This window comes from Ensifer adhaerens (assembly GCF_013283195.1).
In the GTDB taxonomy this organism is placed as follows: domain Bacteria; phylum Pseudomonadota; class Alphaproteobacteria; order Rhizobiales; family Rhizobiaceae; genus Ensifer; species Ensifer adhaerens_G.
Genome location: NZ_JABEKT010000002.1, coordinates 854,728 through 875,247 on the forward strand (window position 1 = coordinate 854,728; position 20,520 = coordinate 875,247).

At 63.8% G+C, this 20,520-nt stretch carries 17 protein-coding genes and 1 riboswitch; of the genes, 12 read left to right on the forward strand and 5 right to left on the reverse strand.

All coding sequences use genetic code 11. The features are described from left to right. Nucleotides 1-13 precede the first annotated feature (13 nt). The 5 genes from LPJGGPFB_RS20345 to LPJGGPFB_RS20365 are packed head-to-tail and all read left to right on the forward strand — an operon-like array spanning nucleotide 14 to nucleotide 5,747. Entirely contained in the window at nucleotides 14-1,519 is a 1,506-nt protein-coding gene (locus tag LPJGGPFB_RS20345) for a sugar ABC transporter ATP-binding protein (RefSeq protein WP_173421733.1), read from the forward strand. Next, nucleotides 1,519-2,511 carry an ABC transporter permease gene (locus tag LPJGGPFB_RS20350; protein ID WP_173421734.1) on the forward strand — a complete coding sequence of 331 codons (993 nt, stop codon included), beginning with the start codon at nucleotides 1,519-1,521 and terminating at the stop codon, nucleotides 2,509-2,511. The genes LPJGGPFB_RS20345 and LPJGGPFB_RS20350 overlap by 1 nt, the downstream gene beginning before the upstream one ends. Next, on the forward strand, nucleotides 2,508-3,464 hold the full coding sequence (locus LPJGGPFB_RS20355) for an ABC transporter permease (RefSeq protein ID WP_173421735.1): 957 nt from the start codon (nucleotides 2,508-2,510) through the stop codon (nucleotides 3,462-3,464). Before LPJGGPFB_RS20350 ends, LPJGGPFB_RS20355 begins: the two co-directional genes overlap by 4 nt. Then, nucleotides 3,461-4,480 (forward strand): LacI family DNA-binding transcriptional regulator, encoded by a 1,020-nt coding sequence (locus LPJGGPFB_RS20360; protein ID WP_173421736.1) that lies wholly within the window; start codon nucleotides 3,461-3,463, stop codon nucleotides 4,478-4,480. Before LPJGGPFB_RS20355 ends, LPJGGPFB_RS20360 begins: the two co-directional genes overlap by 4 nt. Nucleotides 4,481-4,502: 22 nt before the next feature. Further along, nucleotides 4,503-5,747 carry a Gfo/Idh/MocA family protein gene (locus LPJGGPFB_RS20365; protein WP_173421737.1) on the forward strand — a complete coding sequence of 415 codons (1,245 nt, stop codon included), beginning with the start codon at nucleotides 4,503-4,505 and terminating at the stop codon, nucleotides 5,745-5,747. 63 nt (nucleotides 5,748-5,810) lie between these two features. On the opposite strand, the gene LPJGGPFB_RS20370 is transcribed toward LPJGGPFB_RS20365, so the two are convergent. Beyond that, nucleotides 5,811-6,296 carry a pyridoxamine 5'-phosphate oxidase family protein gene (locus LPJGGPFB_RS20370; RefSeq protein WP_173421738.1) on the reverse strand — a complete coding sequence of 162 codons (486 nt, stop codon included), beginning with the start codon at nucleotides 6,294-6,296 and terminating at the stop codon, nucleotides 5,811-5,813. Nucleotides 6,297-6,593: 297 nt separating this feature from the next. Here LPJGGPFB_RS20370 and LPJGGPFB_RS20375 point away from each other — a divergent pair, with 297 nt between their 5' ends. Then, complete coding sequence (locus LPJGGPFB_RS20375) at nucleotides 6,594-8,069, forward strand: SLC13 family permease (protein ID WP_234902944.1); 1,476 nt, start codon at nucleotides 6,594-6,596, stop codon at nucleotides 8,067-8,069. Nucleotides 8,070-8,241: 172 nt separating this feature from the next. Then, nucleotides 8,242-9,414: a glycerate kinase family protein gene (locus tag LPJGGPFB_RS20380; RefSeq protein WP_173421739.1), complete on the forward strand. Its 1,173-nt coding sequence runs from the start codon at nucleotides 8,242-8,244 to the stop codon at nucleotides 9,412-9,414. A 137-nt stretch (nucleotides 9,415-9,551) separates the two neighbouring features. On the opposite strand, the gene LPJGGPFB_RS20385 is transcribed toward LPJGGPFB_RS20380, so the two are convergent. After that, nucleotides 9,552-10,961, reverse strand: coding sequence for a S8 family serine peptidase (locus LPJGGPFB_RS20385; protein ID WP_173421740.1), 1,410 nt, complete (start codon nucleotides 10,959-10,961; stop codon nucleotides 9,552-9,554). 161 nt (nucleotides 10,962-11,122) lie between these two features. Between LPJGGPFB_RS20385 and LPJGGPFB_RS20390 the strand changes: the two genes are divergently transcribed. Then, nucleotides 11,123-11,665 (forward strand): RNA polymerase sigma factor, encoded by a 543-nt coding sequence (locus LPJGGPFB_RS20390; protein ID WP_173421741.1) that lies wholly within the window; start codon nucleotides 11,123-11,125, stop codon nucleotides 11,663-11,665. Beyond that, complete coding sequence (locus tag LPJGGPFB_RS20395; protein WP_173421742.1) at nucleotides 11,662-12,468, forward strand: anti-sigma factor family protein; 807 nt, start codon at nucleotides 11,662-11,664, stop codon at nucleotides 12,466-12,468. The genes LPJGGPFB_RS20390 and LPJGGPFB_RS20395 overlap by 4 nt, the downstream gene beginning before the upstream one ends. Before the next feature lie 2 nt (nucleotides 12,469-12,470). Here LPJGGPFB_RS20395 and LPJGGPFB_RS20400 read toward each other — a convergent pair whose 3' ends face one another. Then, on the reverse strand, nucleotides 12,471-12,965 hold the full coding sequence (locus tag LPJGGPFB_RS20400; RefSeq protein ID WP_173421743.1) for an Lrp/AsnC family transcriptional regulator: 495 nt from the start codon (nucleotides 12,963-12,965) through the stop codon (nucleotides 12,471-12,473). Between the two features lie 105 nt (nucleotides 12,966-13,070). Between LPJGGPFB_RS20400 and LPJGGPFB_RS20405 the strand changes: the two genes are divergently transcribed. Genes LPJGGPFB_RS20405 through LPJGGPFB_RS20415 form a run of 3 tightly spaced genes read left to right on the forward strand, consistent with a single transcriptional unit; the run spans nucleotide 13,071 to nucleotide 16,740 of the window. Beyond that, entirely contained in the window at nucleotides 13,071-14,279 is a 1,209-nt protein-coding gene (locus LPJGGPFB_RS20405) for a diaminopropionate ammonia-lyase (RefSeq protein WP_173421744.1), read from the forward strand. A gap of 5 nt (nucleotides 14,280-14,284) precedes the next feature. Then, nucleotides 14,285-15,457: a M20 aminoacylase family protein gene (locus LPJGGPFB_RS20410; protein ID WP_173421745.1), complete on the forward strand. Its 1,173-nt coding sequence runs from the start codon at nucleotides 14,285-14,287 to the stop codon at nucleotides 15,455-15,457. Nucleotides 15,458-15,501: 44 nt separating this feature from the next. Further along, nucleotides 15,502-16,740: a Zn-dependent hydrolase gene (locus tag LPJGGPFB_RS20415; RefSeq protein WP_173422260.1), complete on the forward strand. Its 1,239-nt coding sequence runs from the start codon at nucleotides 15,502-15,504 to the stop codon at nucleotides 16,738-16,740. A 290-nt stretch (nucleotides 16,741-17,030) separates the two neighbouring features. On the opposite strand, the gene thiC is transcribed toward LPJGGPFB_RS20415, so the two are convergent. After that, nucleotides 17,031-18,851, reverse strand: coding sequence for a phosphomethylpyrimidine synthase ThiC (gene thiC, locus LPJGGPFB_RS20420; protein ID WP_173421746.1), 1,821 nt, complete (start codon nucleotides 18,849-18,851; stop codon nucleotides 17,031-17,033). A 94-nt stretch (nucleotides 18,852-18,945) separates the two neighbouring features. Then, a riboswitch (TPP riboswitch) is annotated at nucleotides 18,946-19,077 on the reverse strand. 75 nt (nucleotides 19,078-19,152) lie between these two features. Beyond that, nucleotides 19,153-20,517: a sigma-54-dependent transcriptional regulator gene (locus LPJGGPFB_RS20425; protein WP_173421747.1), complete on the reverse strand. Its 1,365-nt coding sequence runs from the start codon at nucleotides 20,515-20,517 to the stop codon at nucleotides 19,153-19,155. Nucleotides 20,518-20,520: the final 3 nt, after the last annotated feature.

Here is a 20,520-nt window from a genome sequence, read left to right on the forward strand (position 1 = left end):
CGGACCAAACCCCATGCCGAAACTGACGTTGAACGGCGTAAGCAAGGCTTACGGCGCCACCCTGGCTTTGCGCCGCGGCGACCTTGAGATCGCGGCCGGCGAAGTCCATGTGCTGATGGGCTCGAACGGCTCGGGCAAGAGCACTTTGTGCAAGATCATTGCCGGCAGCGTGCGGCCTGATGGCGGCGAGATCCTCATCGACGGACGGTCGGTGACGATTTCAGGTCCGCAGTCGGCGCGCGAGCAGGGCATCGGCATTTTTTACCAGGAACTCAGCCTTGCGGCGAACCGCTCAGTCGAGGAGAATATCTGCCTCGCCATGCTACCGGTGAAAGCTGCGTTCTTCGTCGATCGCCCCGCCCTGAAGGCGCGGGCCGCGCGTTACATCGAGCTTTTCGCCGGCGTTTCCGGTGATGGATTTGCGGCCGAAACGCTCGTCGGCAACCTGCGCGCCGATCAGCGGCAGTTGGTCGAGATCATGAAGGCGCTCGCCAGCGAAGCGCCGATCCTGATCTTCGACGAACCGACATCGGCCCTCGACCGAGCCCAGGTCGACCGCTTCTTCGACATCCTGCGCGGACTGAAGCGCGACGGCCGCGGCATCATCTTCATCTCGCACCGCATGGACGAGATCACCGCGATCGGCGACCGGGTGACGATCATCCGCGACGGCGAGACGATCCAGACGCTGAATCTCTCTGAAACCGATCCGGCCGCCGTCATCCGGCTGATGGTGGGTGGTGCCGGCGACATGCCGGCCTCGCAATCGTCCGCGCCTGCCGTTGCGAGCTTTTCGGCAGGTGCCGCCATGACAGTCGACCGGCTTTCGGGTGCCGGGTTCCGCAATGTCAGCTTCGAGGTCGCCAAGGGTGAGATCCTCGGGCTCGGTGGTTTGCACGGCCAGGGACAGTCGGCGGTGTTGCGTGCGATCTTCGGCGCAGGCTCGGTAACGTCAGGCGAGATCCGCATCGGCAGCGACCGTTTCGATGCGAAGAGCCCGCGTGACGCCATCCGGCACGGTTGCGCCTATGTCTCGGGCGACCGTGGCCGCGACGGCGTCATCGCCGGCAGGCCGATCATCGAGAACGTCACGCCCATCCATTACCTGCGCGACCGGCTCATGATCGCGCGCCCGTCAGGCCTCAAGGCAAAGGCGATGCCAGCGCTTGAAGCCATGCACACCAAGTTTGCGAGCCTGATGCACCCGATCAATTCTCTCTCCGGCGGCAACCAGCAGAAGGTGATCATCGCCCGCTGGCTGATCGACCGGCCGGACGTGCTGCTGCTCGACGATCCGACCAAGGGCATCGACCTCTCGGCCAAGGCGGATCTTTTTGCCCTCATTCGCCAACTGGCGGCAGACGGGCTCGGGATCCTGCTCTATTCATCCGAGGATGCCGAGTTGCTCGGGAATGCCAATCGCATCCTCGTCTTCAACGGCGGGTCGGTGACGCGCGAACTCACCGGCGAGGATCGCACCCGCTACAATCTCTACCAGGCTGCATACGAGGCCGCGTGATGACACCGACCACGATAGAAACCCGACCCATCCGCTCCGGCGGCCTGAAGCTTTGGCTCGAACGCTATCCGTTCCTGCCGGCATTGATCATCGTCGTCGCCCTTCTGGCGCTGAACGGCGCGTTTTCGCCCAACAGCCTCAGCTACCGCTCGCTGACGGGATTGCTCAGCACCTACATGGCGCTGATCATGCTGGCGATCGCCCAGACCTATGTCGTCTCCGCAGGGGATATCGATCTTTCGGCCGGCGCGACGCTGTCGCTCGTCAATGTCGCGATCGTCGTCCTGATGGAGAAATGGGGAGGTGGCGGCGCAGCCGTGATCGGCGCCATGCTGTGTGGCATCCTACTCGGGCTCGCCTGCGGGGTGATCAACGGCATCGTCGTTGCAGCGCTCCGATTGCAGGCGATTGTCGCCACTTTCGCCACCAGCATCTTCTTCACCGGTGTCGCGCTCTATGTCATGCCGGTCGCCGGCACGCCGGCGCCGGCACTCTTCTGGCGCACTTATGGCGGCAGGCTGCTTGGTCTTCCCTTCGTCTTCTACGTTCTCGCGGCACTGGCCCTGCTGCTCTTCCTCTTCTCGCGTACCCGCCTCGTCACCCAGCTTCTGGCCGTTGGCGACGACCAGCAGGCGGCCTACCAGACCGGGCTTCCGGTTGTCCTGGTCCGCATCAAGGGCTATGCGCTCTGCGGCCTGTTCTCCGCACTTGCCGCCTTTTGCCTCACCGGCGACACCGCCAGCGGCGATCCGCTCGTTGGCGGCAAGATGACGCTTTACAGCGTCGCGGCTGTGGTGCTCGGCGGCAGCGCGCTTGCGGGCGGCTGGACCACCGTCGTCGGTTCGCTGCTCGGCGCACTGACGATCGGTCTCGTCAATTCGCTGGTCTTCTTCATGGGCACGCCGTCGGAGTGGCAGAACTTCGTGCAGGGCCTTGCCATTCTTCTCGTCTTGATGGCCGGCGTGCTGGCCGGCCGGAGGGTCCGCGCATGAACGCCGTCCTTTCCTTCCTCAAGAGGCCGCTGGTCATCGCGCTGCTTCTGATCGCCGCGCTGCTCTATCTCGGCGAGAGCCTGTCGCCGGGCTTCGCCTCGGCAGACCAGGTCCTGCGCCTGCTGATCGTTGCCTCGCTTCTCGGCATTGTCGCCGCCGGCCAGAATGTCATCATCCTCGGCGGCCGCGAAGGCATCGACCTCTCGGTCGGTGGCGTCGTCTCGCTCTCGGCGATCATTGCCGGCAATGTCATGAACGGTGCCGATGGCGGCATCCTGCCGGCGATCCTTGCCTGCCTCGCGGCCGGTGCCTTCTTCGGGCTCCTGAACGGGCTCGGCGTCACGCTTCTGCGCATCCCGCCGCTGGTGATGACGCTCGGCATGCTCGGCGTGCTCCAGGGCCTGCTCGTCGTCATCCGCAACGGCATTCCCTCCGGCCGTGCCGCTCCCGGCCTTTCCGCCTTTGTCACCCAGCCGCTGGTGTTCGGCATTCCCGGCATCATCTGGCTCTGGATCGCCATTGGCCTGTTCATGGCCTTCATGCTCAACCGCACCGTCTTCGGCCATCGCATCTATGCGATCGGCTCCAATGAACATGCGGCCTATATGGCTGGCGTTCCGGTCCGCCGCATGCGCATCGGTCTGTTCATGATCTCAGGCATGTTTGCCGCCATCGCCGGCCTCTGCCTGCTCGGCTATTCCGGCTCGTCCTTTGCCAATGTCGGCGAGCAATACATGCTCTCCTCGATCATCGCCGTCGTCTTCGGCGGGACGTCGCTTGCCGGCGGCAAGGGCGGCTACACCGGAACCATGGCCGGCGCGCTGCTGCTGGTGATCCTCCAGGGCATCCTGACGACGGTCAACATCGACGAATCCGGCCGCCAGATGGTGTTTGGCGCGACGCTGCTGCTGCTGATGTTGTTCTATGGGCGTGGAAAGGCGATGCGGGCATGAACGATCGGCCGAAGATCAAGGACATTGCCGAGCGTGCCGGCGTTTCGGTCGCAACCGTCTCGCGGGCGCTCAGCGATTCCGGCCTGGTGACCGCCGAAACGAGCCAGCGCATCCACGCGCTTGCGCGTGAACTCAACTACCGGCCAAACGTCAGCGCGCGCAACCTTCGCACCCGCAAGTCGATGTCGGTACTGCTGGTCGTGCGCGACGTCGGCAACCCGTTCTATCTCGACATCTTGAAGGGCGTCGAGGCGACGGCGCGCGAGGCCGGTTACTCGGTCCTGATGGGCAACACCGAGAACGATCCGGATCGCGAGACGGAATATTTCAACATGCTGCGCGACGGCCATGCGGATGGCATGATCCTTATGACGGGCAAGCTGCCGCCGCCAGGCCACGATAGCGGACTCGATGTGGCGCACCTGCCCGTGGTCGTCGCGTTGGAAATGATCGAATCCTCCGGACTGCCGCATGTTCAGGTCGACAACATCGCCGCGGCAAAGGCCGCGGTCGAGCATCTGATTTCGCTCGGCCACCGCAAGATCGCCCATATCGCCGGGCCGTTGCCCGAGGTCATGGCCGTGCACCGCCGCGACGGCTACCGCGCCGCCATGCGGGAGGCCGGCCTTGCCATCCCCGAGGGCTATGAGGTTCGCGGCGACTATCTGCTCGAAACCGGTCAGCTCTGCTGCGGACAGCTGTTTGCCCTGTCCGAACCGCCGACGGCACTTTTTGCTGCCAACGACGAAATGGCCTACGGCGCCATTCACGAGCTGCGCCGCCTCGGCCGCGACATTCCGGGCGACGTTTCCGTCGTCGGCTTCGACGATCTCTACCTGAGCAAGGCTTTCTATCCGCCGCTGACGACCGTGACCCAGCCGCGCGCCGACATCGGCCGGACGGCGATGTCGCTGCTGCTGCGCATGCTTTCCGGTGAGGCGGTGGGACTTGCCCCGCCCATCGTGCTGCCGACGGCCCTGAGCGTTCGAGCCAGCACCGCCTCGCCACGCCAATAACCTGACAATCTGGGAGAAGAGAATGACACAGCTACCGAAGCAGACGCTGCGCGTGGGGTTCGTCGGAACCGGCTTCATCGCCCATTTCCACCTGAAGTCGATGATCGGCGTGCGCAATGTCGAAGTGACGGGCGTGTTCAGCCGCAAGGCGGAAAACCGCGAGACGTTTGCCAAGGAAGTCGAAACACTCGGGCTCGGCACCTGCCGCACGCATGAGAGTCTTGAAGCGCTGCTGTCGGCCGACGACGTCGATGCGATCTGGATCCTGTCGCCAAACTACACGCGCCTCGATGTAATGCGTTCGCTGCACGGTGCGATCAAGTCTGGCCGCAGCAAGGTGTTCGCGGTTGCCTGCGAGAAGCCCTTGGCGCGCACGGTGGCGGAAGCCCGCGAGATGCTGACGCTTGCCGAAGATGCCGGCCTCAACCACGGCTATCTCGAAAACCAGGTGTTCTGCACGCCGGTGCTGCGGGGCAAGGAAATCATCTGGCGCCGGGCCGCCTCCACCACTGGCAGACCCTATCTAGCGCGCGCGGCAGAGGAACATTCTGGACCGCACGAACCCTGGTTCTGGCAGGGCGACAAGCAGGGCGGCGGGGTGCTCTCCGACATGATGTGCCACAGCGTCGAGGTGGCGCGTTATCTGCTGACCGCGCCGGGCGCACCGCGCAATTCGCTGAAGATCAAGTCTGTCAACGGCACCGTCGCCAACCTGAAATGGACGCGCCCCAACTATGCCGAACAGTTGCGCAAGCGCTTCGGCAACGATGTCGACTATCGCAACCGCCCTTCGGAGGATTTTGCCCGCGCCACGGTGACGCTCGAAGATGAGGACGGCAACGAACTGATGATCGAGGCGACGACCTCCTGGGCCTATGTCGGCGCAGGGCTGCGCATCCAGCTCGAACTGCTCGGACCGGAATATGCGCTCGAATACAATTCGCTGAGCACCGGCCTGAAGATCTTCATGTCCCGCGAAGTCACCGGTTCGGAAGGCGAGGATTTGGTCGAAAAGCAGAATGCCGAGCAGGGGCTGATGCCGGTGCTCGAGGACGAGGCCGGCGTCTATGGTTACACCGACGAGAACCGCCACATGGTGGAATGCTTCCGCAAGGGCCAGAAGCCGCTCGAAACCTTCGAGGACGGCCTTGCCGTGGTCGAGATGCTGATGGGTCTCTATCGCTCCGCCGAGATCAACGCCACCTTGCAGTTCCCTGCGCCGGAGCTTGAGCACTACGTGCCCGTCGTCGCGCGCAAGGGCGCATGATCATGCTTGTCTAAGGCTGGCGGGGGCGCAGCCCCCGTCGACATGATAGGTCTAGCCTCCCGTTCAGGCGTCTCTTCGTGAGTGCGAGGAGATGTCCACCGGATCTTCGTCCATGGCGCGTCCGGTTATCTCTTCGATCTCGATCACAAAGAACAGATGGGGCGACGTGCCGACGACGCCCTGTTCCACCGGTTTCAATCCGCCCGGTTCCCACCAGTTGGTGCGTTTCTCCAGCAGCGACCATGCCTGCAGACGCTCCTGGTGCCATTGCTTGGTATCCGGCAGTTCCCGATATCTGCCGTAGATGACCGCGCTTTTCCAGCTTCCCCCGTCGGAGAACGCGTCGATCTGGACACAGACGCGAGGGTTTGCGCGCATCCAGTCGATTTTCTGTCCGGGCATCGAGAAGCCGTATAGCCGGTTTGCAGTAAAGGCGTACTGGACGGGCACGATGTAGGGCTGGTCATCCCTAGCGCAGGCCAGCCGACCGATATGGTGCGAGGAGACAAGTGCGATGCATTCCTCACGCGACAATTCCCTGACGAACATGTTTCGCTTCCTCCTGCGGTGAGACGCTCCCAAAGACTGCAGGCATTTCGCGGTCCACCGCATTGATATGGCGCAATGCGTCAACTTTGACAGGCGTGATTGCCAAGGCCCGATACGGCTCCGCCTCATCCGGCATCCCATTGCCTCTGCTTACCGATAAATCGAACCCGGTGGCGCTGCGGGTGGAATAAACAGCGTGCAGCGCCGTTAGGCCCTCAACGATACCTCGTGAAGGCCGGGCGTCGCACGCGGGTTTTCGCCGCGAACCGGCCGCCAGCAGAAAAGGATTGGGCCACCATGACCGGCGTTCAAACATTTGCACCGGCGAAGGACATCATCATCTCCTCCGTCAACGAAGTGGGCGATTTCGGCGGGCAGATGCCGCTACGCCAGGTGCGGCTGTTGACGGGGTCCATGCTGCTTCTCTTCGCGGCGATCCTGATTTTTCTGGCAGCCGACGGGCTGACCATGCCGATGCGCCTGGCGCTGATGGTGTTTGCGACAACGCTTGTCTGCTGGACGATCTTCGACCTGCCGGAAACGCCGGTGGCGCTTGCCGGAGCGTTGGCGCTTGGTGCCACCGGCACCGTCAGTGAAGAAGCGGTTTTTGCGGCGCTGGGCAATGATATCGTCTGGCTGATGATTGCCGCCTTCGTTATCGCCTCGGTGCTGCAGGCGTCCGGGTTGGTGGAGCGTCTCACCTTCAGGCTGCTGGCGCCTTTCCGACGCGTCAGCAGCCTGTTCTGGGCGGTCACGCTGACGATCTTCGCCACTGCCTTCATCATTCCCTCCACGTCGGCGCGCGCGGCTATCTTCATGCCGGTGTTTCTGGGGCTGACGGCCGCAATCGATCGGCCCACCGTTACACGCGCGCTTGCCTTGCTCTTTCCGTCGGTGATCCTGTTGTCTGCCGCCGCTTCGCTCACCGGTGCCGGCGCGCACCTGGTGGCGGTCGATTTCATTCGCCGCAGCGGCGGTGACGCGCCGGATTTCCTCGAGTGGGCGTTGCTGGCAGCCCCATTTGGATTGTTTACGAGCCTCATGGCCTGCGGTCTCATTCTGCGATTCTTCCTTGGTACTGACGATCGCGACGCCATGTTCGAGGCAAGCGCTAGAACCGAAAAGCAGCCGCTCCTTGCGCCGGAGCGGACCTTGCTGGCCGTAACGGCGCTCATTGTCCTGGCGCTTGCGACGTCAAGCCTCCACGGTGTTGCCTTGCCCTTCGTCGCCTTGATCGGCGCCCTGGTGATGGCCTCGGAAAAGATCTCGGGAATGCCCTTCCGCAAGGCGCTGAAAACCGTCGAGTGGAACCTGCTCTTGTTTCTGGCCGGCACGCTCGTCATCGGCGAGGCGCTGATGAGCACCGGGACGGCGGCTCTGCTGGCCGACCGCGCCATCGGCATGCTCAGCCTTATCGGCAAACCGCCGGTCTGGATGGTGATCCTGTTCACCGTGATCCTGGCGACATTGGCGCATATCGTCGTCGCCTCGCGGACGGCACGGGCGACGGTGCTGATCCCGGCACTCGCCTTGCCGCTCGCAGGTCTCGGCGTCGAACCGGCGGTTCTCATCATGGCCGCTACTCTGGGTAGTGGCTTCTGCCAGACCTTGATGGTTTCGGCCAAGCCGGTGGCGCTGTTCGGCAGCATGGAACCGCCTGCGTTCACGCCGTCGGACCTGATGCGGCTGGCCGCGATGCTGCTCATCCCCTTCATTGGGCTCCTGACGCTTTTTGCCGTCTTCGTCTGGCCGCTGATGGGTCTTGGAGATTGATATAAGCATCTGAAAATATGTGTTTTTAGCAAAGGCCGGAGCCCGCCAGCTCCGGCCTTTGCTGCTTTTTGTACTAACCGCGAAATAGTTTGGTATTCGGCGGAATAAACCCTCCGAGCGACCGTTCCTCCCTTGCATCCGCATTGTCACAAAAACGCAAGGAGACTGTCACATGACACTGACCATTCTGGTTGCACCGTCTGGGTTCAAGGAAAGTCTGTCGGCGGAAGAAGCGGCCGATTGCATCGAGAAGGGCGTGCTGCGCGCCTGCCCTCAGGCAAAGGTTCTGAAAGTGCCGATGGTCGATGGCGGCGAAGGTTTTACCAAGGCCTTGGTCGCCGTCACGGGCGGCACGTTGCACGAATGCGTTGTCACCGGGCCGCTGGGCACGCCGGTCCTGTCGCATTTCGGATTTCTCGGCGGGCAGGATGAGCCGGTCGCCATCATCGAAATGGCGGCTGCCGCCGGCCTCCGGCTGGTGCCGCGCGATCGTCGCAACCCGTGCATCACGAGCAGTTATGGCGTCGGCGAGTTGATCCGGGCAGCACTCGACGCCGGCGCGCGCCGGATACTGCTCGGCTGCGGCGACAGCGGCATCAATGACGGCGGAGCCGGCATGGCTCAGGCGCTGGGCGTCGGTCTGCTCGACAAGGACGGTTTACCACTGCCGCCCGGCGGCGGCGCACTCGGCCAATTGGCTCGCATCGATCTGTCGTCGCGCGACCCGCGCCTGGCCGATGTTCGCATCGATGCGGCTGTGAACTGGCACAACATGCTGCTCGGCGAACGCGGCGTTGCCCGGGTCTTCGGCCCGCAGAAGGGCGCGACGCCCGAGCAGGTCGAAGTGCTGGCCGATGCGATGGAGACCTATGCCGAGGCAATCCACCGCACGACCGGCGTCGACGTTGGCAGCGCGCCGGGTGCCGGCGCCTCGGGCGGGCTCGGCGCTGCGGTGCTCGGACTGCTCAGCGGCAAGCTGCACCCGCGCTACGACATCGTCATGCAATATCTCGATCTCGACAGCATGATCGCGCGGGCCGATCTGGTGATCACGGCGGAAGGTAGTCTTGATGGCCAGACGCCCTTCGGCAAGGTGCCGGCGGAAGTCGGCCATCGTGCCAAGGAGGCCGGACGGCCGGTGATCGCGCTCGCCGGCACGATCGGCAAGGGTGTCACCTTGAACTTCGAGCATGGCATCGATGCCTTTGCCTCGATCCTGAAAGCACCCTGCAGCCTTGACGACGCGATCAACGCTGCGCCGAAACTGCTTGTTCGTGCGGCGGAAGATGCCGTGCGCATGGTGCGGGTCGGCATGCTGCTGACCGAGCGGGGCCTTGCCGCCTGATCAGAACGGGCATGACGCTCCGGCGGAAAGGAGGTGCGCGATGCGATACCTTCTTTCCGCCAGAGCTTTTTTGATCGTCACGACTGCTATCAGGCTTGATCGGTTGCAAGCCTTTCGCCTTGAAATAAATTCGGCTGCTACGAGCGGCAGAGTTCGCGGGCGTTCAAAACACCCCAGCCGAAAACCGGATCCTTGCCGGGCGCGCCGACATCCTCTGCCGTTTGCGCGACGAGCTTGCCGATGTCTTCGGCCGAAAGCGAAGGGTTCGAAGCCCTCAGAATGGCGACCGCGGCGGTCACGAACGGTGCAGCGAAGGATGTGCCGGTGCGTGGCCGGCCGCCGTCGATCGAAGCGGCCGTCCAGACGCCCGTGCCGAGGGCCGCGACGTCGATGTGCTCGCCCTGTGCTGCGCGACGGTAGGGGCGAAAATTGCGGTCGACGGCGGTAACCGCGATCAGTTCGGGGTAGGCGGCGGGATAGACCGGCTTTGCCCTGGGACCGTCGTTGCCGGCGGCCGCCACCTGCAGGATGTTGCGCTCCGCGACCAGCCCAACGGTTTTCTCCAGCAACTGGTTGTGGGGTCCCGAAAGGCTCATGTTGATCACTGTGACCCCGCGGGCTGCCAAAAGGTCGATTGCCCTCACCAGATCGTAGGTCTCGGCGACGTCAGCATCGCGTTTCGTCTTCTGGAACGCGTCGACTGCGATCAATCGCGCGTTGCGCAGCAGACCGGGTGCGCGGCTGTCCTGCCGGCCGGCAAGGAGGGCGGCAACGGCCGTCCCGTGCTGGCGCCCGGACTCCGGCACTTCGTCGGCCGCCAGGCGGACGATCTCGAGATCGACGCCCTGAAGCGCCGGGTGGTCGGGGTTGATCGCGGTGTCGATCAGCCCGATCGGACCGGCAGCGGCGCATGCCTTCGCTGCGTCGGGCTCAGGCCAGCCGATGGCTGTGCGCACCAGAGCGCACCGTCCTTCGCCGCACGGTGTTGGCTGGGTGGCACCTTCGTTCGGCTCGAAGTAATGGTTGAGATCGGCGACGGCTCCCGGCGAGGCCGAGGCGACCTCCTGCCGCGCAGCCTCAAGCGTCATTCCAGAGGGAATCGAAAGCTTGACGATCTCAGAGCCGGAGAGCCCGAGAGATTGTCGCGCCCGGGCCGTGAAACCGCGTTCGCCGAGACGCTGGATCGCGGCTTCGTCCAGCCCAAGCGCAATGAGTTCGCCGGGCACATGGATAGGCTTGCGCACAGGCGCAGGCCGTCGGGCAGCGCGCTTTTCCGGCGTGCCCCGGAAGAGGTCGAAAAGATTGCCGCCGCCGCGCCAGGAGCCGCCGGAACCGCGATCGGAGGACCGGCTCGACGATGAACCTCCACCGCTCCCGCCTCCGTCATCGTCGTCCCCGCCGCCATCGTCGTCGTCCGCATGGGCCGATGTGATGAAGGCGAAGGAATTGGTGGTCGTGGCGCCGGTGATCCCTGAGGGAACAAGGTCGCCATTGGCGACTGCGAGGCCGCAGAGCGATGCGGCGGTCAATCGAAGCAGGCGTTTCATCAAGGCTTTCTCCTTGTCCTGACCGCGCCGGAGTGGATCAGCTTACCGTGAAAGGCAGGCTCACCGGTGGTGACTTTTGCGTGTGCTTCCCATATCGCTCAACGGATGAATGGACAAATTATTCCCCCGCGTGCCAATCGAAGCGCCGGAAGGAACGTGGAATGACCGATCAGGACATCGCCTTCGGCGAGCGCCTCGTCGCTTTCCTGCCCAACCTGCGCCGCTTTGCCATCTCGCTTTGCCGCTCCCGCGATATCGCCGACGACCTGGTGCAAGCCGCTTGCGAGAAGGCGCTTGCCGGCTCGGAGCGGTTCGAGGAGGGCACGCGTTTCGACGCCTGGATGTTCCGCATTCTGCGCAATCTTTGGATAGACCAGCTCCGCCGCCAGAAGACGGCCGGTCCGACGGAGGAGATCGAAGCTCAGCCGGAGCTTGCCGTTCCCTCCGGAGAAGCGGGATACGAGGCACGTATGACGCTGAAAAGCGTGGCCGCTGCCATCGACGATCTCGTGCTGGATCAGCGCGAGGTGCTGCTGCTGACATGCGTGGAGGATCTCTCCTATAAGGAGGCAGCCGAGGTGCTCGGCATTCCTATCGGTACAGTGATGAGCAGGCTCGCCCGCGCCCGCAAGAATCTTGCTGAAGCCGCGGGAATAGAACCTGCGGCCGCGCGTTCACCGGATATGAGAGGCGGGGCGAGATGAGCGATATGGAATTCACCGACGAGATCCTGATGGCATTCGCCGATGGCGAACTCGACGACGAGACGACGCGGCTTGTCGAGACGGCGCTCGAAACGGACGACGACCTGATGGCCCGCGTCGCCATGTTCATGGAAACGCGGGCGGCCTCGAGCGAGGCGCTGAAGCCGATGCTCGACGAGGCGGTTCCGGATCAACTGGTTGAGAACGTCCGCGCCATGGCCGCCAAGGCGGCAGCACGCGATGGCGGCAGCCGGGCCGCTGCTGAGGCTAACGAAAGTGCGAGTGCGGACAACATCATTGCCTTCCGCCGGCCAGAGCCAACGGCTCAGACCCCGCGCCGTCCTTCGTCGCTGATGATGGCGTTGGCCGCATCGCTTCTCATCGTCGTCGGTGGCGTCGGCGGATACTTTGCTGGCGGAGCAGGCCGAACGGATGTCGAGGGCCCGCAGGTTGCGGGCCTGGTCGATCCGATCGTGTCAGGTATTCTCGACCAGCGCGCCTCGGGCGAGGAAATCGTCGTCGGCGACGGACAGGTTCGGTTGGTTTCGACGTTCAAGGCAGGTGGCGAACAGATCTGCCGCGAGTACGAAATGAAGCGGCCGGATCAGCCGGATTTCGTCTCGATTGCCTGCCGTAGCGCCGCCGGCTGGCAGACGCAGCTTGCGATCGTCACACCGGAATCCGGCGAAGGTTTCGCGCCGGCGTCGTCACTTGAAACCGTCGATGCCTATCTGACCTCGATCGGCGCCGGTGCGCCGCTTGAGGCGGAGGCCGAGAAGAACGCACTTGCCGGCCCGAAGTAGCCTCAGCGCGGCCTTTCCACCGGAACGGATAGGCCGACCTTGACGCGATCCATGGTCACGAATGTCCGGAACCGCCGGATGTTCGGGTTGCCGAAGAACATGCGGCGGGTGAAGGCTTCATAGTCGCCCATCGTCGGCACGATCACGACAAGCATGAAATCGACATCGCCAGTGACGTAATAGCATTGCTGCACTTCGGGAGCCGCCGAAAAGGCAGCTTTCGCCGCATCGAGCAGGTCGATCTGCTCGCTTTCCACCTCCACCTCGACCAGGATCGTCAAGGCCTGGTTGACGCGGGCCGGATCGATCACCGCCACATTGGCGCGGATGACGCCGGTTTCTTCCATGCGCTTGATCCGGCGCTGCACGGCCGGCGCGGACAGGTTGACGGCCTCGCCGATCTGCCGCTGCGGCGTCGTGTTGTCCTTCTGCAGGATTGCCAGGATCGCCAGATCGAAGCGGTCAAGCTCAGACGGTGCAGTCTTTGAAACGGCCATCGTTCCCTCGCTTTTGTTTACAAACTTGCATCCAAGGTCGCTATTTAGAGCGCATTTCTCTCTCGAGCTGAAATAGAATTTCACCAAACAGGGAGACTGCCCCGCATGCTTATTCGCAACCATCATGCCGACTTCGGATCGCCGCTGCTTCCGGAAGATGCCGAAATGCTTTCAATTGCCGCTGCCGCCGAGGTCGAGCGTCAGCTTTCGCGCCGCGATAACCACCGGCCGACACCGCTTCATTCCCTGCCGGCGCTCGCGGGCGAGCTCGACGTCGGCGCGATCCTGGTCAAGGACGAGGGCCATCGGCTCGGGCTTGGCAGCTTCAAGGCGCTCGGCGGATCGTACGCGGTAATCCGTCTGGTGCTTGACGAGGCTCGAAAGCAGACCGGCCGGGACGTCGACATCGACGACCTGGCGCGTGACGATGTTCGCGCGGTTGCCCGAGAGATGACGTTCGGTTGCGCCACGGACGGCAACCACGGTCGGTCGGTTGCGATGGGTGCGCAGCTTGTGGGCGCGAAATCGGTGATCTTTGTGCATGCCGGCGTCAGTCAGAAACGCATCGACGCTATCGCCGACTATGGAGCTGAGATCGTCCGCGTCGAGGGAACCTATGACGACTCGGTCGAGTTTGCCGCAAGGGCCTGTGACGAGCGCGGATGGACGGTTGTCTCGGACACGTCCTGGCCGGGCTACGAGTATATTCCCGGACTGGTGATGCAGGGCTACATGGCGCTCCTGTGCGAGGCCTTGAGGGAGATCGGGACACCGCCGACCCATGTCTTCGTCCAGGCAGGCGTCGGTGGCATTGCGGCGGCAACGGCCGGCCATCTGGCCCTGCGCTACGGCAAGGCGCGACCCCGCTTCGTCGTCGTCGAGCCTGCGCGCGCCGCCTGCCTCCTGGAAACGGCAAAGGCCGGGCATCCGGTGAAGGTGGCGCATGGCGAGCCGACCGTCATGGCCATGCTCGAATGCTACGAGCCGTCGCTTGTCGCCTGGCGTATTCTTTCGCGCGTTGCCTGCGCCTTCATGACCGTCGAGGAGGAGGATGCCGTTTCGATCATGAACCGTCTGGCGCGCCCGAAAGGCAGCGATCCGGCAATCGTTGCCGGCGAAAGCGGCGGTGTCGGTCTGGCCGGCCTTGTCACGGTCGCCGGAGACCGGAACATGCGTGCTGCCCTCGGCCTCGATGCCAGTTCGCGGATCCTGGTGATCAATACAGAAGGCGCCACGGATCCGGAGCGGTATGAAGACCTGGTCGGTCTCGCACCCGCTGAGGTCGCAGGGGCCTTGAGCGTGGAAAGGGTGTGATGCGAATGACAAGCACGAACGACAGGCTTGTGGCGGATATGACGGCATGGCGCCGCGATCTGCACGCTCATCCGGAATTCGGCTTTGAAGAAAAACGAACGGCCGCCTTTGTTGCCGCCAAGCTGCGCGCGTTCGGCCTCGACGAGGTCGCCGAAGGGATCGGCGGCACCGGCGTTGTCGGCACGCTGCGACGTGGAACGGGAAACCGCGCCATCGCCCTGCGCGCCGACATGGACGCGTTGCGCATAACGGAGCAGGGGACTGCTGCCTATTGCTCAACCCGGCCGGGCACGATGCACGCCTGCGGTCATGACGGCCACACGGCAATGCTGCTCGGCGCGGCGAAGCTGCTCGCCGAGGAGGGCGGTTTCGACGGCACAGTACACTTCGTCTTCCAGCCGGCTGAGGAATGGGGCAAGGGGGCGCTTGCCATGCTCGCCGACGGCTTGATGGAGCGCTTTCCCTTCGACGAGATCTATGGCCTGCACAACATGCCGGGTCTTGCCGTCGGCAAGTTCGAAACGCGTCCGGGCGCCATCATGTCGGCCGAGGACAATTTCGAAATCACACTCAAGGGTGTCGGGGGCCATGCGGCCCGGCCTCACTTCGGCAACGAGACCCTGGTTGCGGCCTGCGCGACGGTGGTCAATCTGCAGACCATCGTCTCGCGAAGGCTCTCTCCGGCCGATATCGCCGTCGTTTCGGTGACGGAAGTGATCACGGACGGCACCCGCAACGCGCTTCCGGGCCTTGCCCGCATCCTCGGCGACGCCCGCAGCTTTCGGCCCGAGGTCAGTGCCAAGATCGAGCAGCAGATGCGCACGATCGCCAGGGGTACCGCGGATGCCTACGGCTGCGAGGTCGAGGTGAACTATACGCGTGAATTCGTGCCGCTCCTCAACGATCCCGCGCTCGTCGACCATGCGTTCGCGGCCGCCGATGTGGTTTTCGGGGCGGAGAATGTCGGCGTGGCTGCCGAACCGATGACCGGCTCGGAGGATTTTGCGCGGTTTCTTGCCCATGTTCCGGGCTGCTTCGTCTTTATCGGCAATGGCAAGGAGTCCGCGCCGTTGCACAATCCCACGTATGACTTCAATGACGATGCCCTGATCTTCGGCGCCCGGTTCCACGCCGAAATCACCCGGCAGCGACTGGCCTTTCCGGATGTCGGCCAATGACTGTCGTCGTCCCCAAAATCAGCACCTTCAAAGGCGACATCGACATGCCTCACCCTTCCATCAATGCCGAGCGTCTGCTGGCACATATCCAGGACCTTGGCACAATCGGGCGCGACGATCGGGGCCAGTTGACCCGGCTTGCGGCGTCCGACAGCGAGAAGCAGGGGCGGGATCGTCTTGTCGGTTGGCTGGAGGTCGCAGGTCTCGAGGTCGTCATCGATCGGATCGGCAACGTCTTCGGCATCTGGCAAAGTGAGGACAACGCCGGGCAATCGCCGTTGATGCTGGGCTCGCATATCGACACCGTTATCAATGCCGGCGTCTATGACGGCTGCTACGGCGTACTGGCTGGGCTCGAAGTGATCGAGACTTTGAAGGAGCAGGGTTTTGAACCCGCGCGGCCGATCGCCGTCGCCGCTTTTACCAACGAAGAGGGCGTGCGCTACGCGCCCGATATGCTGGGCTCGCTCGTCCATGTCGGCGGCCTCGACATCGAGGAAGCGCTTGCGACGGTGGGAACCGATGGCACGTTGCTCGGATCGGAATTGGCGCGCATCGGCTATGCCGGCGCTGTCGAGCCTGGCTTCCTGAAGCCTCATGCCTATGTCGAACTGCATATCGAGCAGGGACCGGTGCTGGAGCGCGAGGCAATCGCCATCGGCGCCGTCGAAAACCTGCAGGGGATTTCGTGGCAGCGCGTGACTATAGAGGGTGTTGCCAATCATGCCGGCACCACGCCGATGGCGATGCGGTGCGATGCGGGCCTTGCCGCCGCCCGTGTCGGGCTGTTCCTGCGCGATCATATCGCGCGATCGAACGCGCCGAGTGTCGCGACGATCGGCACCATGCGCTTCGAGCCGGACGCGATCAACGTCATCCCCTCGCGCGCAGTTTTTACCGTGGACCTGCGTGACCCGGACGAGGAGCGTCTGCAGGCGCTTGAAGCGGCACTTGCAGCGGAATTGCGGGTGATCATTGCGGAGGAGGGCGTGACGGCAACGGTTGAACGGTTGGCGCGCTTCGAGCCGGTGGCCTTCGATCGCGCCATAGTGCAGATGATCGAGGCGTCGGCGGGCGCCCGCGGATTGAAGAGCCGGCGGATGACCTCCGGTGCCGGCCACGATGCCCAGATGATCGCCCGCATCGCGCCGGCGGCGATGATCTTCGTTCCAAGTCGCGACGGCATCAGCCACAATCCGCGCGAGCACACGGATCCGGCCGACCTCATCGCCGGCGCCAATGTTCTGCTCGACGTGGTCAAGCGGATCGCCAGCGGTCGATAGATCGGAGGACAGCGTTCGTGAATGGCATGTTGGATTGGTGGTCGGGTGGAGGTAGTCGCGCCACCCACGCCCGTCATGCTCGGGCTTGACCCGAGCATCCAGCTGCCACCTCTGCGGCTGGATGTCGAGAAATTGAGCGCAGGGGGTGTGGATGCTCGGGTCAAGCCCGAGCATGACCGAGTAGAGGGGAGCGGCAGCATTCAAAGTTTGCAAGCTCACGGGTGCTGGTGCGCCTTGCGTTCAGAAAGACGCACCACAATCGACCTTCGCCGACCCTTCCGCCGTCGTCGCTATCCTTCGGCCACAACTGCCTCCACCGGTATATAGAGGTCGCCGCCCTCACGATACTTCGCCGCCATCGCCTGAAACCCTTCTTTCTGCGCCTCGGCGCGGATGTCGTGCGAGATCCGCATCGAGCAGAATTTCGGGCCGCACATCGAGCAGAAATGCGCGACCTTGTGCGCCTCCTTCGGCAAGGTCTCATCGTGGAAGGCGCGTGCCGTCTCCGGATCGAGCGACAGGTTGAACTGATCTTCCCAGCGGAATTCGAAACGAGCGCGCGACAGGGCGTCGTCGCGGGTGCGCGCGGCCGGGTGCCCCTTGGCGAGGTCGGCGGCGTGGGCGGCGATCTTGTAGGTGATCACCCCGATCTTTACGTCGTTTCGGTCGGGAAGCCCCAGATGCTCCTTCGGCGTCACGTAGCAGAGCATGGCGGTGCCAAACCAGCCGATCATAGCCGCCCCGATGCCGGACGTGATGTGGTCGTAGCCGGGCGCGATATCGGTCGTGAGCGGCCCAAGCGTATAGAATGGCGCCTCGCCGCAGACCGCGAGCTGCTTGTCCATGTTCTCCTTGATTTTGTGCATCGGCACGTGGCCGGGGCCTTCGATCATCACCTGGCAATCCCTGGCCCAGGCGATCTTCGTCAGTTCGCCCAGCGTTTCCAGCTCGGAAAATTGCGCCGCGTCGTTGGCGTCCGCAATCGAGCCCGGGCGCAGGCCATCTCCGAGCGAGAACGACACGTCATAGGCGCGGCAGATGTCGCAGATCTCGGCAAAGTGCTCGTAGAGAAAGCTCTCCTTGTGGTGATGCAGGCACCACTTGGCCATGATCGAGCCGCCGCGCGAGACGATGCCGGTGACGCGATCGACCGTCAACGGGATATAGTGAAGCCGGACACCGGCATGGATGGTGAAGTAGTCGACGCCTTGTTCCGCCTGTTCGATCAGCGTGTCGCGATAGACCTCCCAGGTCAGATCCTCGGCGATGCCGTTGACCTTTTCGAGTGCCTGATAGAGCGGCACGGTGCCGATCGGCACGGGCGAATTGCGGATGATCCATTCGCGGATGTTGTGGATGTTGCGCCCGGTCGACAGATCCATGACAGTGTCGGCGCCCCAACGCGTCGCCCAGACCATTTTCTCGACTTCCTCGGCCATCGAGGAGGTGACGGCGGAGTTGCCGATATTGGCGTTGATCTTCACCAGGAAATTCCGGCCAATGATCATCGGCTCGGATTCCGGGTGGTTGATGTTGGCCGGCAGTACGGCGCGGCCGCTGGCGATCTCCTGGCGGACGAATTCCGGTGTGACGTGGTCAGGGATATGGGCGCCGAAGCTTTCGCCGTCGCGCGCCGTGGCACGCGCAGCGTCGCGACCGATGTTTTCGCGGATGGCGACAAACTCCATTTCCGGCGTGATGATGCCGGCCCGCGCATAGGCAAGCTGCGTCACGGCGCGCCTTCCGGTCGCGCGCAGCGGTGCATGACGGAGGGGGAAGGTCGGTGTCAGCCGGTCGCCGGTGGCAAAACCGTTATCCTCGGGCCGGACGCAACGACCGTCATAGGCCTCGACATCGCCGCGCGCGATGATCCAGTTGCGCCGCGGTCTGGGCAGCCCGTCCTCAATGCGGATGTTTACGTCTTCGACGGTGTATGGCCCTGAGGCATCATAGACCGTGACTGGCGGCTCGCCCGATGTCGGGTGCAGGGCGATTTCGCGCATCGGCACGCGGATTTCAGGGTGGATCGCGCCGGATTTATAGACCTTCTTCGAAGCGGGAAGCGGGCCTTTGGTGACGGAGAGGTCTGCGGGTTTGGTGGCAATATTCATGATGAGGCTCCAAGTTTGCGGTTGGAGACCCAGTTCTGAAGCCGGAAGGAAAAGACAGGTTCGCCCTAATTCCCGCTGAAAGAACGGAATCGTGGCGTCGATGTCTGCACCGTCCCTACGCCAGTATGAACTGGATCAGGTTCAACGGGTCACTGCGCCTCGGTCGGCAACGCCGATCCGACCAGCAGACTCTCAGCCCCTTGACGGGACCCCCCTGGTGAATATCGAGAGATAGCCATCGATCCGGATGCGCCGTCAAGCGCTAATCCGAAGGTTGTACCCTTCGACTGTTGATCGCTTGCTAGCGTCCGGGCTTCTCGGATGCCGGGCGCTCGGCATAATCCGCACGATTGATGCCGTGCCGCTGCAGCTTGTCGTAGAAGGTCTTGCGCGGAATGCCGAGCACCTCGATCGTCGCCTTGACGTCGCCGCGCTGCGCCCGCAGCGCCTCCTTCAAAATCTCCGCTTCGTAGCGCTCAAGCCGCTCGGGAAGGGCGGCAGCGGATGCTGTCGGGCTGGCGGTCGCTTGTCCGAGGGGACCCTCGACGCCAAGGGCGACGCGTTCGGCGAAATGCGAGAGCTCGCGCACATTGCCAGGCCAGGAATGCGACATCAGATGGTGGCGCACCGCTGGCGAGATGTCAGGAACGTCGCGCTTGAACCGCTCCGCCGCCCGCGTCAGGAAATGCGAGAACAGCAGCGGGATGTCGTCGCGGCGCTCGCGCAGCGGCGGGATCGACAGGGTTACGACGTTCAGCCGGAAATAGAGATCCTCGCGAAAGTCGCCGCGCTGGGCCGGATCGCCGAGATCGATCTTGGCGGCGGCGATGACGCGGATATCGACAGGGCGCACCACGTTGGTGCCAAGCGGGGTGATTTCGCGGGCTTCCAGCACGCGCAGCATCTTGACCTGCGTTGCCGGCGGCATCGCCTCGATCTCGTCGAGGAAAAGCGTGCCGCCGCTCGCATGCTCGATGCGGCCGATGCGCTTCTTCAGCGCACCGGTAAAGGCGCCCTGTTCGTGGCCGAAAAGTTCGCTTTCGATCACCGTTTCCGGCAGTGCGCCGCAATTCAGCGCCACGAAATTCCCATCCCGGCGCCGGCTCCAGTTGTGCAGCAGCGTCGCCACCACTTCCTTGCCGCTGCCGGTCTCGCCGGCGACGAGCACATCGACATCGGTGTCGGCGATATGTCGCAAGGTCTGGCGCAGCCGTTCCATGACCGGCGTCTGGCCGATCAGCGGCAGGCTTTCGCCCGCCGTTTCGGCCGCGCGCTTCAGCGCGCGGTTCTCCATCACCAGTCGGCGTTTTTCGAGCGCGCGGCGCGCGCTTTGCACAAGACGGTCGGCAGCAAAGGGTTTCGGAATGAAGTCATAGACGCCGTCCTTAAGGGCCTGCACGGCCATCGGAATATCGCCGTGGCCGGTGACCAGGATGACGGGAAGGTCGGGGTCGAAGCCGGCGACCCGGCGAAACAATGTGAGGCCATCGATCCCCGGCATGCGAATATCGCTGATGACGATACCGCCGAAGTCGGGGCCGAGCACGGCGAGCGCATCCGCCGCACCGGGAAAGTCTGTCACGCTCAGGCCGGCAAGCTCGAGCGTCTGCTTCATCGCCTTGCGCAGGTCGCTGTCGTCGTCAACGAGGCATACGGATTGCTGCATCGC